A 13,060-nucleotide genomic window follows, 5' to 3' on the forward strand; every position below is an offset into this window, starting at 1 on the left:
GAGTATTGCCCTGCTTCCGGGTCTGATGCTAACGGCACTAATTGCTGCTTTTTCTTTGTTAATCGAACATGCACTAACGCTTACTTTTTTTAATCCATTATTAATTTCTGTTTTCGTGGGTATGGCAGTTCAGAATTTCTGGGGTACTCCCAGCCGCTTCCGGGCTGGGATTCATTGCTCCATGAAACGAATTCTGCGGCTAGCGGTGATCTTGCTGGGACTCAAACTCAGTTTGACTGAGGTGTTAGCGGTTGGTCCAGTTGGGTTAATGATTGTGATCTCCAGCAGCGTTAGTACTTTTTATCTAACCTGCTGGTTAGGGCGATATCTGCATATTAACCGCAAGCTAACCCACCTGATTGCTGCAGGGACTGCTATTTGTGGTGCCTCTGCTGTGGTGGCTACCAATTCCGTAATAGACAGTTCCGAGGAAGATATGGCCTATGCTATTACTGCCATTACCGGATTCGGTACCTGCGCCATGCTGCTGTATCCCTGGGTTCCTGCCTTATTCCAGATCAGTCCCCAAGCTTTTGGGATTTGGTGTGGAGCCTCGATTCATGAAGTAGCGCAAGTAATTGCCGCAGGATTTCAAAATGGAGTCATCAGTGGTGAGTTCGCTACAATTACAAAGTTATCGCGTGTATTGCTCCTGATTCCAATCGTTGGCTTCCTGGGTTGGGAGAATCAGTATTCAAATTTGAATTCTAATAAGACGAAACATCGGTTTAAAATTCCTGTTCCTTGGTTCGTTGTATTCTTTGCTTTATTAGTATTTGTTAATAGCCTCAATCTTGTACCCGAAAGCATAAAATCTCTTACACTTTCAGTAAATCAATTTCTCCTCTGTATGTCGCTTGCCGCTATGGGGTTAGAGACAACGTTGAAGCGACTGACAAAAATTGGCTTTAAGCCCATCTATCTAGCGGCTGCATCCTGGCTCTTCCTTTCCCTGGTCAGCCTGCTGATGACCAGCTTTATGGTGAGCTAGGCCCGATAGCCAGTGTTACTAAGGAGAGCAGTAAATGGTGAATAGTGTTTCGGTGAGGGGTGAGGGGTGGGGGGCTTCGACGCGAGTGCACTGCCCCCATGGGGCCAGAAAAATCAGCCGAGCGGTGAGGGGGTTGACTATAAGGCGCTCGGGTTGGTATGGCAGTGTTGCAATTCTTAATGCTCAAACAAATTCCCCTCTTTTCTGGGCAATTCCTTCCCTTCGCTCCTCCTCACAAGTTCCCCATATTCTTTTCCTATAACCAGAACTGTAGAGTCTAGAAACAGCTAGCGCCGGCTCGTTTCTCAAGCCTACTTTTATATCCAACCAGGCTGGAGGAAAAGATTCCATGCTACCAACAACAGCCACTGCATTAAATTCAAAAACTAAAGCCTTTGTTCTACAATTTCGGGACGTTGGGATTACAGATATTCCCCTAGTGGGCGGCAAGAATGCCTCTTTGGGTGAGATGCTGCAACAGTTGACGCCCAAGGGCATTAGTGTACCGGATGGATTTGCCACCACCGCTCATGCCTATCGTTATTTTGTCGAAATTGCCGGGCTAGAAGAGAAGCTCCGCCGTCTGTTTGCCGATCTAGATGTAGAAGATGTGCTCAGTTTGCGTCAGGTCGGTAAGCAAGCCCGCTCGCTGGTTCTGCAAACGCCCTTTCCCGATGAGCTACAGGAAGCGATTGTTGCAGGATACCAGAAGCTATGCGACCGTTACGGTCCAGATACTGACGTAGCAGTTCGATCGAGCGCCACTGCCGAAGACCTGCCCGATGCCAGCTTTGCCGGACAGCAGGAAACCTATCTGAATGTACATGGTGTGCAAGGCGTGCTGGATGCCTGCCATAAGTGCTTTGCCTCGATTTTTACTGACCGGGCTATCTCTTACCGGCAGATCAAAGGGTTTGACCACTTCAATGTTGCCCTTTCGGTCGGGGTGCAGAAAATGGTGCGTTCCGATCTAGCCACCTCTGGGGTAATGTTCTCAATCGATACAGAAACTGGCTTTAAAGATGCGGCGCTGATTACAGCAGCCTACGGTCTAGGAGAAAATGTAGTGCAGGGTGCGGTGAATCCAGATGAGTATCTGGTGTTTAAGCCTACCTTGAAGCAAGGCTTCCAACCGATTCTGGAAAAGCGGCTGGGCACCAAAGAAATCAAGATGGTCTATGACTTGGGCGGCTCGAAGTTTACCAAGAACGTGTCTGTACCGCCTGAACAACGCCATCAGTTTGCCCTCAGCGATGCGGAGATTCTCACTCTGGCTCGCTGGGCTTGCGAAATCGAAGACCACTACTCGAATGTCCGGAGAATTTATACACCAATGGACATTGAATGGGCGAAGGATGGCGTGACGAACGAGCTATTCATTGTGCAGGCGCGGCCCGAAACCGTGCAATCGCAAAAAATACAAAATATTTTGCGGAGCTATGAACTGCAGCACAAAAGCAATGTTTTGGTGAAAGGTCGAGCTGTTGGAGAAATGATTGGTCAGGGTAAGGCCAGGGTAATTCTGGATGTCCACAAGATCGATCAGTTTCAAGCCGGTGAAGTGCTCGTTACGAATCGCACCGATCCGGACTGGGAACCGATTATGAAACGGGCGAGCGCCATCGTCACCAATCAGGGTGGACGCACCTGCCACGCGGCAATTATTGCCAGAGAAATGGGTATTCCAGCTATTGTCGGTTGTGGTAATGCCACGACAGTGCTGCAAACCGGACAGGAAGTGACGGTCTCCTGTGCCGAAGGGGAAGAAGGGCGAGTCTACAGCGGCTTGTTACCCTTTGAAATCAAACAGGTGGCGTTAGAGAATTTGCCCCGCACCCGTACCAACATCTTGATGAATGTGGGCAATCCAGAAGAGGCTTTTAGCCTATCGGCTATTCCCAATGATGGCGTTGGCCTAGCGCGGATGGAATTCATTATTGCTAACCAGATTCAGGCCCATCCGCTGGCGCTGCTGCACTTTGATCAGTTGGAGGATGAATTAGCCCGCTACAAGATTGCCGAACTAACCGCCCAATACGAAGACAAGGCTCAGTTCTTTGTAGACAAGCTAGCTCAAGGGATTGGCACCATCGCTGCCGCCTTTTATCCCAAGCCGGTGATTGTGCGCCTGTCGGATTTCAAGAGCAATGAATACGCTAATCTTCTGGGGGGCCGCCAGTTTGAACCCGAAGAAGAAAACCCGATGATTGGTTGGCGAGGCGCTTCGCGCTACTATGACGATCGCTATCGGGATGGGTTTGCTTTAGAGTGTCAGGCGATGAAGCGCGTCCGGGATGAAATGGGCTTGACCAATGTAATTCTGATGGTGCCGTTCTGTCGAACTCCAGAAGAAGGCGAAGCGGTACTGGCCGAGATGGCCAAGCATGGGCTAGTTCGGGGTGAAAATGGCCTGCAAGTCTATGTGATGTGCGAGCTACCCAGTAACGTAACTCTAGCCGATGAGTTCAGTGAAGTCTTCGATGGCTTTTCGATTGGCTCAAACGACCTGACGCAGCTAACCCTCGGACTCGACCGCGATTCTTCCCTGGTAGCTCGCCTATTCGATGAACGCAACAAAGCCGTCAAGCGCATGATTGCCAAAGCAATCGTTACAGCCAAACAGCACAACCGCAAGATCGGCATCTGTGGTCAAGCGCCCAGCGACTACCCAGAGTTTGCTCGCTTCTTGGTGGAACAAGGCATCGATTCGATTAGCCTTAACCCGGATTCGGTGCTGAAGACGCTGCTGGCAATTGCCGCCGTTGAAGCTGGCTAGCGTTCAACGGTTTTCCCCACAAGTTCCTCAAATTCTTCCTCTATAACGAATATGGACCGAGAAACGAGTTTCCAGTGACCAAGCAACCCTCCAACCCTCTAAATTTTTCTGCAACCTGCCACTTGAGACTCATTGCTTAACCGTCACCACTCCTATAGGAGGCAAAAAGTTTATGTTTGAGCAATGGCAAGGATTTCATTCCGGTAATTGGATGAACGAAATCGATGTCCGCAACTTCATCCAGACCAACTACACGCCCTATGAAGGCGATGAAGCGTTTCTGACTGGGCCAACCGTTCGGACCGATGCCCTCTGGAATCAGGTGAAAGCGTTAATGGCGCAAGAACGAGAAAAGGGCATTCTGGACGCCGATACGGCAATCGTTTCCACAGTGACGTCCCACCCTCCCGGCTACATTGATTCGACATTAGAGCAAATTGTGGGCCTACAGACCGACAAACCCTTGAGACGGGCCATCATGCCGTTTGGTGGGATTCGAGTCGTGAAAGCCTCGCTGGAAGCCTATGGGTATCAGCTAGAACCAGCCACCGAGGAAATCTTCACCAAATATCGCAAAACCCATAACGACGGTGTATTCGATGGCTACACCAAAGAGATGCGCTTGGCGCGGCACTCAGGCATCATTACCGGCTTACCAGACGCCTACGGTCGAGGCCGAATTATTGGTGATTACCGGCGGGTACCGCTGTATGGCGTAGATCGGCTGATTGACGATAAGAAAACCCAGCTCGAATCGCTGGAAGTAGACACGATTGACAGCTACACAATTGGTCTACGCGAAGAACTCAATGAACAAATTAGAGCCTTGTTTGAACTGAAGCAAATGGCGGCCAGCTACGGTTGCGAGATCGGTCGTCCCGCTGCGAATGCGAAAGAGGCCGTGCAGTGGCTGTATCTGGCCTATCTGGCTGCGGTGAAAGAGCAGAATGGGGCGGCTATGTCCTTGGGGCGGGTCTCGACGTTTTTGGATATTTACTTTGAGCGCGACTTACAACAGGGTGTCTTTAGCGAATCAGAACTGCAAGAGCTAATTGACCACTTTGTGATGAAGCTGCGGATGGTGCGGTTTTTGCGCACGCCGGAATATAACGAGCTATTCTCTGGTGATCCTACCTGGGTGACGGAATCGATTGGCGGTGTTGGTGTGGATGGGAGACCACTGGTGACCCGCACCAGTTTCCGGATTCTCAATACGCTGTACACCTTGGGTCCTGCTCCCGAACCGAACCTGACGGTGCTATGGTCCGAACGATTGCCGCTTCCCTTCAAACGCTATTGTGCGAAAGCCTCAGCTCAAACTAGCTCAATTCAGTACGAAAACGATGATCTGATGCGGCCCTACTGGGGGGATGATTACGCGATTGCCTGCTGCGTCTCAGCGATGCGAATTGGCAAACAGATGCAGTTCTTTGGGGCACGGGTGAATCTGGCTAAGTGCTTGCTGTATGCCATCAACGGCGGCAAAGACGAGAAATCCGGTGAACAGATTGGACCTACCTATTCTCCAATTACTGCCGAATACTTAGATTACGATGAGGTAATGCAGAAGTTTACCCACATGATGGCTTGGTTGGCAAAAGCCTACATCAACACGCTGAATGTAATCCACTACATGCATGATAAATACTGCTACGAGCGTTTGGAAATGGCGCTACATGACCGCGATGTCTTTCGGACTATGGCCTGCGGCATTGCTGGGTTATCGGTTGTGGCAGACTCGTTGTCAGCTATCAAGTATGCCAAAGTCAAAGCGATTCGGAATCCGGCTGGACTAGTCGTTGATTATCAGATTGAAGGCGATTTTCCCAAGTACGGTAATAACGACGACCGAGTTGATCAGATCGCGGTTGATCTGGTGAAGCAGTTTATGAATCAACTGAAGCAGCACAAAACCTATCGAGACGCAGTTCCGACCCAATCTGTATTAACCATCACCTCTAACGTAGTCTATGGCAAGAAAACCGGTAACACACCCGATGGCCGTAAAGCCGGAGAACCCTTTGCGCCCGGAGCCAATCCCATGCATGGACGAGATAGCAAGGGCGCGATTGCATCACTGGCCTCGGTTGCCAAACTCCCCTATGCCTACGCACAAGACGGTATCTCGAACACGTTTTCGATTGTTCCTGGAGCGCTAGGCAAAACTGAGGAGGATCAATTCACTAATCTAGTGGGAATGCTGGATGGTTATTTCCACGACGGCGGGCACCACATCAATGTGAATGTTCTGAATCGCGAGATGCTGCTGGATGCGATAGATCATCCCGAACTCTATCCGCAGTTAACCATCCGCGTTTCTGGCTATGCGGTCAACTTTATCAAGCTGACTCGTGAGCAACAGTTGGATGTGATCAAGCGCACGTTCCACGATCGGTTCTAATGGTTCTCAATTGAATGGTTTGCAATTGAATAGTTTTCGATTGATCAGAGTCGAGCCAGCCCGCGCTTCAGCGCAATTGTGACGGCTTGAGTGCGATCGCTGGCTCCCAATTTTTCCAAAATGTTGCGGACATGGAATTTGACCGTACCCTCCACGATGCAAAGTTCTTCACTGATGGTGCGATTGCTTTTTCCCTGCACCATCAGCTGCAACACCTCCATTTCCCGATCTGTCAATTCAGAGTCGGAAAACCGCTCGGTCAGCTTTTGAGCAACGGATGACATCACGTATTTCTGGCCAGCATGAACTCTACGAATGGCTTCAAACAATTCCTGACAGGGCACATGCTTGAGCAAGTAGCCGCAGGCTCCAGCACGCAAAGCTTGATAGATGTCTTCATCGCCGTCGTGGATAGTGAGGATGATAATCCGCGCTTGGGGAAATTGGTTTCGTAGTGTGACAACGATATCTGTACCTTCCATTTCCGGCATGCGTATGTCCATCAATAGAATATCGGGGCGATGCTGCTGATATTGGGCAATTGCTTCAGGTCCATTCTTTGCCAAAGCCACTACCTGAAAGTCAGGCTGTTTTTCTAATAAGGCAGATAAACCTTCACGCATTGGAGGGTGGTTGTCTGCAATTAATAACCGAATGGGAACCAGCATCTGGTGATTTGTCCTTTCTTTCTGAAGCAACTCAAACCTTTGCCCAACCACGTTTGGAACGAATATATCAGAAGAGTGAAATAATCCACTTGATTGAAATCAATTTAAGGATTTCTTCAAGAGAGTTTTTAGGGCTTGTGTAGAGAGGAGTTAGGAGTTAAAAGGTCTGGTAGGAACAGGTTTTGGCAAAAGGTCGAGCGCAGATAGAGTGGAAATCTGCTAGGGCTGTCTGTGTAGGAACTAGAAGTGATTGGTAATCTGGGCGTAGCGCTTGCAATAAGAGACTTCAACTTATGAGAAGTCTGATAATATTTGATGAATTATACGAGTAAGATAAAAGTCACTTGCTTAGGATATTAGAATGAGCACAAAAAGTATATTATGTATAAAATTTTTGATTAATTGAGCGCTGTGCATAATTTGATATAACCTACTGATCTCTAACGATGCAAAATAATCCGGCCACGCTCACGGCTGATGTAACGTTCTTCTTGAAGTTGGGCTAAGGCGCGGGAGAGACTTTCGGGAGTTAGATCTAGATTGTAGGCAATTTCCTTTAAGGGACGATCGAGAACGATCACATTCGTGCCTGCTGGAACAGTAACTCGCAAGTAATTCAATACTCGTTCCGAGGCAGAACGAATGCTGCGAATTTGCATCATCACCTTGGTCATATGTAACCGATAGGCCACCTCTCCTAAAAAAGCCATCATCAACGAAGGATTTTGGGAAAGGGCGTTAATGAATGCCTGTTTGGGAATAGCCAAGACCTCGGCAGGTTCTTCTACGACAGCCGTACAGAGGTATTTATCGGAGACAATCAGGACCTCGGCTAAGAAGTTGCCTGACATGAGTGTATAGTGATTTACCGTCTGCCCTAATTCGGTATAGTGCAGCAGGCGAATCACGCCAGATTCTACGTAATAGATATAATTGGCAGGATCTCCATCTAGAAATAAGCACTCTTTCCCAGTCAGTGAGCGTCGAGTAATCTGGCTTTTCAGGTCTGCGGGTAGGTCGTCAAGATTGAATCGTGGCAACATAGGTGGCTTTTAGACTCAGGTAGAATAGACAGAACAGAGTGTTAAGCAGGTCGTGCTTATCGACCTTGAAACTTACCACAATCAACGCGATTTGAAAATGATTTCTAAGTAGAAAAACTCTTTGACCTGCTTGACTGAAAAATCGTTTGCTCATAGCGGTTCTAGACGCGGAGCGGCTTCTCGTAGCGTAACCGCCGCTATCCAAACCAAGTCGGCGACTCGGCTGAGCTTCGTCGAACGCCCTGAGCCGACCAGTCTTGTGGATGAATAACCCGCGAAGGCAGGTTTAGTCTGTGTAGGTGCGGCTTCGAGCTGCCAGTGCTTGAACTATGTTGTTTACTTACAGCCTTTTCCAGGCTAATGAAGTACAAAAAATGGGGTGGGCCGTGTCCCTGCGTAGGGGCGAAGCCCCCACATCCCTCGTACCTTACCAGAGTGGAAAAAGCTATAGTCAGATGGATGCATAGAAGACAGCTACTGGCAGTCAATTGATCCTGACCGTAAGTATAGGATTTTCCCTATCCTAAAGGCATAACTCAGTTTTAAGCTTTGGTTTAGGTTGAAGACTATTTTGATAGGCAGTGGTTTTTAGTAGGCGACTTCCTAAACTGAAATCAACTTAAGATTTTTTTAATACTCTTTTCATCTGCGCCACAAGTTTCGTTCATCTAAACTGAATCCACCCAAACAACCGAAATGGAGATTTGCAATGCAATTCACTCAAGCAGAACTGATCTCACCAAGCGATAAAGTCGTTCCTCTCTCGAAGCAACGATTGGCTGAATCTAGACATCAGCAGACTCGAAAGACTGTACCAACTTCTGCGCCGGTGACGGTTGAACAGCACGCGGCCATGATTGTTCATGAGATGCGAAGCCCATTGTGCGTCATCTTAAATGTCTTGGAAGCCTGTCAGAAAATGCCATTAAATCAACTTGAGCAGACTCGATTGCTGATGGCCGTGGAGGAAGCAGAGCGATTGAAGCGGATGACTGATCAAATTTTGGCCTATGCCCATGCTTCCCATGCTTCCATGCTTTTATGGCAAGACGTTCGATTGGTCGATTTAATCCATGAAGTGATACAGCTCTCTGCGGATTTGACGATTGCGGCCAGTCGCCAAATTGTTTTTGTTCCCATGATTTGTGATGGTGTTTGTAATGATATTTCCCATGATATTTGTGATGGCACTGTAAAAGGCGATCGCGATAAGCTCAAGCAGGTTTTCCTGAATCTTTTGGTCAATGCTTGCGAGGCCGTCCATCCTGGAGAGGTAATCACCATTCAGGTTCAAGTCACTCCTCGGATCAATCAGATCTCGATGCAAATCCGTAATGGTGGAACTCCGATTCCTCCTCACTTAATCGCGGCTCTAGGGCATTATCCAGTTACAACTAAATCATCGGGCCACGGGCTAGGGCTGATGATTGTGAGAGAAATTATTGCTGCCCATGCTGGAACAGTAGAGATTCAATCTTCTAAACAGCTAGGCACTACTGTTTGTGTCAGGTTGCCACTTATTCAAACGGTCAGTGAGCAGTGAGTTTTGCATTTTCGATTTTCGCATTGCCTCTATGTCAATATCGGAGTTCTAGTGAATATACTTATTTTCCCTGTGAGCAGCCGCGATCATATGCAGGGATCGCTAACGGCACCAATCACACTCGTCCAATATGGGGACTATCAATGTCCCCACTGCGCTGAAGCTTACCTGATTATTCAAGCATTGCAGCAGCAGTTAGGCGAACAATTATGCTTTGTGTATCGGCATTTTCCCTGCCATGATATTCATCCAGATGCTCAACATGCAGCAGAAGCGGCAGAAGCAGCAGGAAGCCAAGATAGGTTTTGGCAGATGCATGACTGTCTATATAGAAATCACCAGGAACTCAGTAATGGCCATTTAGTTGAATATGCGAGTAGACTCGATTTGAATATCAATCAATTTCTTAGAGAAGTAACAGGGGACATGCATGTGAATCGGATTCAGCAGGACCTGCAAAGCGGTAAGGCAAGCGGTGTGTCAACAACTCCTGCTTTCTTTATTAATAACTATCGCTACAACGGCTCATTGACTCAAGATGCTCTCTTAACTGCAATCGAACTGGTTAAACAATGATATTTGCGAATTATGTAATGTACAGTAAATAGACACACTGGCGTTGCTGAATAGAGGTATGAATCGCTCTTGTGCTCACTTCAGCGTTGAGCCAGGTATATGCTGAAATTTAGCTATATACTGTGCACACTAAGCAAAGGTTTCACTTCTCTTCCTTTAGGCTGATATTTTTGAAGCTATTTAATGCTTAAACGTATAGCTAATTACATTCAGGTCGGAATCGCGTTTGAGAAGCAATTTATGGTTGGTGGAAGACATGTATCACATTCTAGTCACATTTATGGTCGAACCTGAAAGATAACGTCGATTATGCTGTTATGAACATTGACTGGAGAAACTCATGCGACTCCGGGTTGTGATTATTCTGGTTGCGTTGCTCGGACTGGCTGGCTTCCTGGGCTACCAGATGGAACTTGCTCTACCAGCTAAGCCTCCCGATCTGAATGCCACCTACACCCCTCTTACCCATTCTGCGCCGCGAGGGATTGGGTCCTATGATGTGTTGGGTCAGGTGATCAGCAAAGCAGAAGCCGAGCAACTCCTGCAAACCGAAGCCGGACGCGAGCATCTATCTCCTGAGAATGGTGCGGTTGAAATCACCGAGGATCTGCTTGAGCTGGGGCGGAGAACATTTTATCAAGAGACATTTGGTAATGATGTACTGTTTACTGATGTCGTGGGAATTCTGGATGGACCGCTAGGAATTAGCAAACTAGCAAAATCCATCTTGGCCTTGAAAGGACAACCTACCTCCAATCTTCAGGTAACGCTGGATGAGGAGGTGAAGCTGGGCAATCGCACCTTCCCAGCTGGCACCATGATCAACACAGGACTGGATGTTGCCGAAGGCTCTTTAGTGCCGTTAGGGCTGGTGAATCACTTCGATCATGGCAAACTGCGGGTCGGGATTACCTGTGCTCTTTGTCACGCCACGGTGAATGAACAAACAGGGCGAGTCATCGAAGGAGCCACCAACACAGATATCAATCTAGGAATGCTGCTGGCAATGGCGGCCAATTCCGCTGTGCTATTTCGGCAAACGGATGTGAAGCCCACTGAAATTCCGGCTGACGGACAGACCTACCTGAATAGCGAAGGTGAAATGGCCCAATTGCCCGATCCCCAACTGATGGAAGACACAGTGGATGAGGCGTTTTTATCCCTCATCATAAGGTAAAAAACATGAGCACAAACTTAAAATCAGCGTGAAAACAGAAACCGTTTCAGATGGAACTTTACTGGGTGCGGGTCGATCCGGACAAGTTTACCTAGTCGAATCTAACGACATTGCTATTGCCAGGAAGATATTCCAAAGCGATGGATTGACGAAGTTAGTTCACTATGTTTTTTTCGGTGTGCCCAATTCCTACATTTGGAATGAAGGCGCAATTCGCTGTGCTTATTACCGCCGCAAGCTATTGGCAGAGCTGGTGCAATTCTGGTTTGGTGATAGATTGAGAGTAGCGGACGCAATCGCCACTGCATGGAATGAATCATTCAAAGCCTATCAATTAGACACAGAATATGTCCAGGGCAGAAGTATTGCGCTTTGCCAACCGTTTACCTATCGCAGAAGGCGTGAATTACCCGTACTGACGCGGCAGATCATGCGTCCCCTACAGCAACGGCTGATGGAAGCGGGATTTGATGGCTTGGTCTGGCAGGCTGGCAAGGGCAACCCGGTGGCGCTGAATAATTTCTTGTTGACCAATGTAGAACCTAGCCAGATTAACGATATCTACAACTACCAGTTTGTTTGGATTGACTTAGAATCTGGCGTGCCGGCACTGTTTCCGCTAAACATTCTGACTCTATTTTCGTTCTATATTCCAAAAGCGATTCAGTATCGCCATGCCCTGTTTGACGACGTGGACATTTGCAGGCTGAAGCGATATATTGCCAATCATAGAGACGCTATCATTGAACAGTTAGGCCAGCAACGATACGAAGCAATTGCCGAAAATATTGCCCATTTAGCCCAGCACCAGCGGGACTGGAAAACCACAAAAGGTATTGAGCAAAGTATCCAATACCAGCTCAAGAAAGGTAAACTCACTCCACAACAGGCAGACTGGTATGCTAATCACCCCATGCAATGGTATGGTCGAGAACTGTTCCGAGTAGCCAAGAAGGTTGGTTACAAACTAACTACGCTGCCCGTCATTCTCCTGACAAAACTCTTAAACAAGCTAAAACAAATCCAATACAGGCAAGTATTGCTCAACACCTGGAAGGCGTTAACGTCGCAACGCTATCGTTTGACTATGGTTAGAAATTCGATTCAGGAGCGAGTCAAAATCTGGAAGGACCGGAAGCAACTCACCGATGAGGAAGCTGATTTCTTAAGCCAACGGTTGCAGCAAGAGCGGAGCAGCAGCTATCTAGTTGATCTGAGCGTTTACCTGGCGATTAAAGTGATCATCCTGCTGTTTGAAATTTCGGTTCTGCCGCTGCTGTTTGGTATGGGGGTAATTAACGAAGTCGCCTTTGGATTATTTTTTGTGATTGATGGGCCAATCCTGCGGTCGATTTACACCCTCTATCGGATGATTCAAGCTGTAATTGCCGGGTTTGAAATCCCCTGGGTTGCATTTTTGATTGGTCTGATTCCCTTTATTGGTAATGTTGCTTACGCTTGTCAGGTGATTTACTCCACAGCTGGTAAAAAGGCAAAGGTGGCTCGTTTTATTGTCTACGATACCTTTACCCGCTTAGGCACGAAGATTCCCATTTGGGGCGGAGCCGATACTTTCACCGAACATGCCTTGAATCGGTGCGCCTACTGGCTGATTCGCCGCCTGGAAACTCTGTTTGGCCACAACAAGCGGCGATCTCAACCACACAACTATCGTTCGTTCTCGTAGAAGTGGATTTCTCAACGCGCGCGTACTTCACTCGGAGTGACAGCAGCTATGAAGTGTTGAGTTGCGATCTCTAGGCCAGCCGTTTATGTTGCGGTATTTTACCTGGTGGTGCAGCAACTTGAGGGCAATGTGCTCCCTCCAATCGTGCAGCAGGTCGTCTCACTTCTGTGACCATGTTTGAGTTTGTTGTCCGGCCTA

General features: G+C 48.0%; 10 protein-coding genes. 8 read left to right on the plus strand and 2 right to left on the minus strand.

What is annotated here, in order from left to right; genetic code table 11:
- Nucleotides 1-25: 25 nt before the first annotated feature.
- From HJG54_RS33530 to pflB, 3 genes are all read left to right on the plus strand, one after another.
- A complete protein-coding gene (locus HJG54_RS33530) occupies nt 26-991 on the plus strand; it encodes a YeiH family protein (RefSeq protein ID WP_316436243.1) in 966 nt (321 codons plus the stop codon).
- Between the two features lie 349 nt (nt 992-1,340).
- Entirely contained in the window at nt 1,341-3,767 is a 2,427-nt protein-coding gene (gene ppsA, locus HJG54_RS33535; protein WP_316436245.1) for a phosphoenolpyruvate synthase, read from the plus strand.
- Between the two features lie 172 nt (nt 3,768-3,939).
- A complete protein-coding gene (pflB, locus tag HJG54_RS33540; RefSeq protein WP_316436246.1) occupies nt 3,940-6,168 on the plus strand; it encodes a formate C-acetyltransferase in 2,229 nt (742 codons plus the stop codon).
- A gap of 44 nt (nt 6,169-6,212) precedes the next feature.
- Here pflB and HJG54_RS33545 read toward each other — a convergent pair whose 3' ends face one another.
- The gene (locus HJG54_RS33545; protein ID WP_316436247.1) at nt 6,213-6,836 is read right to left on the minus strand and encodes a response regulator transcription factor; all 624 of its coding nucleotides are present in this window, start codon (nt 6,834-6,836) and stop codon (nt 6,213-6,215) included.
- Between the two features lie 440 nt (nt 6,837-7,276).
- Nucleotides 7,277-7,879, minus strand: a complete 603-nt coding sequence (locus HJG54_RS33550) for a Crp/Fnr family transcriptional regulator (protein ID WP_316436248.1) — start codon at nt 7,877-7,879, stop codon at nt 7,277-7,279.
- 121 nt (nt 7,880-8,000) lie between these two features.
- On the opposite strand from HJG54_RS33550, the gene HJG54_RS33555 reads away from it, so the two are divergent.
- The 5 genes from HJG54_RS33555 to HJG54_RS33575 all read left to right on the plus strand — a co-directional run bounded on the left by HJG54_RS33555 (nt 8,001) and on the right by HJG54_RS33575 (nt 12,862).
- A complete protein-coding gene (locus HJG54_RS33555) occupies nt 8,001-8,150 on the plus strand; it encodes a hypothetical protein (RefSeq protein WP_316436249.1) in 150 nt (49 codons plus the stop codon).
- Between the two features lie 438 nt (nt 8,151-8,588).
- Complete coding sequence (locus HJG54_RS33560) at nt 8,589-9,422, plus strand: sensor histidine kinase (protein ID WP_316436250.1); 834 nt, start codon at nt 8,589-8,591, stop codon at nt 9,420-9,422.
- A gap of 90 nt (nt 9,423-9,512) precedes the next feature.
- Nucleotides 9,513-9,998: a DsbA family protein gene (locus HJG54_RS33565; RefSeq protein WP_316436251.1), complete on the plus strand. Its 486-nt coding sequence runs from the start codon at nt 9,513-9,515 to the stop codon at nt 9,996-9,998.
- 340 nt (nt 9,999-10,338) lie between these two features.
- Nucleotides 10,339-11,175, plus strand: coding sequence for a hypothetical protein (locus tag HJG54_RS33570; RefSeq protein ID WP_316436252.1), 837 nt, complete (start codon nt 10,339-10,341; stop codon nt 11,173-11,175).
- 28 nt (nt 11,176-11,203) lie between these two features.
- Nucleotides 11,204-12,862, plus strand: coding sequence for a hypothetical protein (locus tag HJG54_RS33575; RefSeq protein WP_316436254.1), 1,659 nt, complete (start codon nt 11,204-11,206; stop codon nt 12,860-12,862).
- The last annotated feature ends 198 nt before the right edge of the window (nt 12,863-13,060 follow it).

This window comes from Leptolyngbya sp. NK1-12, assembly GCF_032598965.1.
Lineage (GTDB): Bacteria > Cyanobacteriota > Cyanobacteriia > Elainellales > Elainellaceae > Elainella.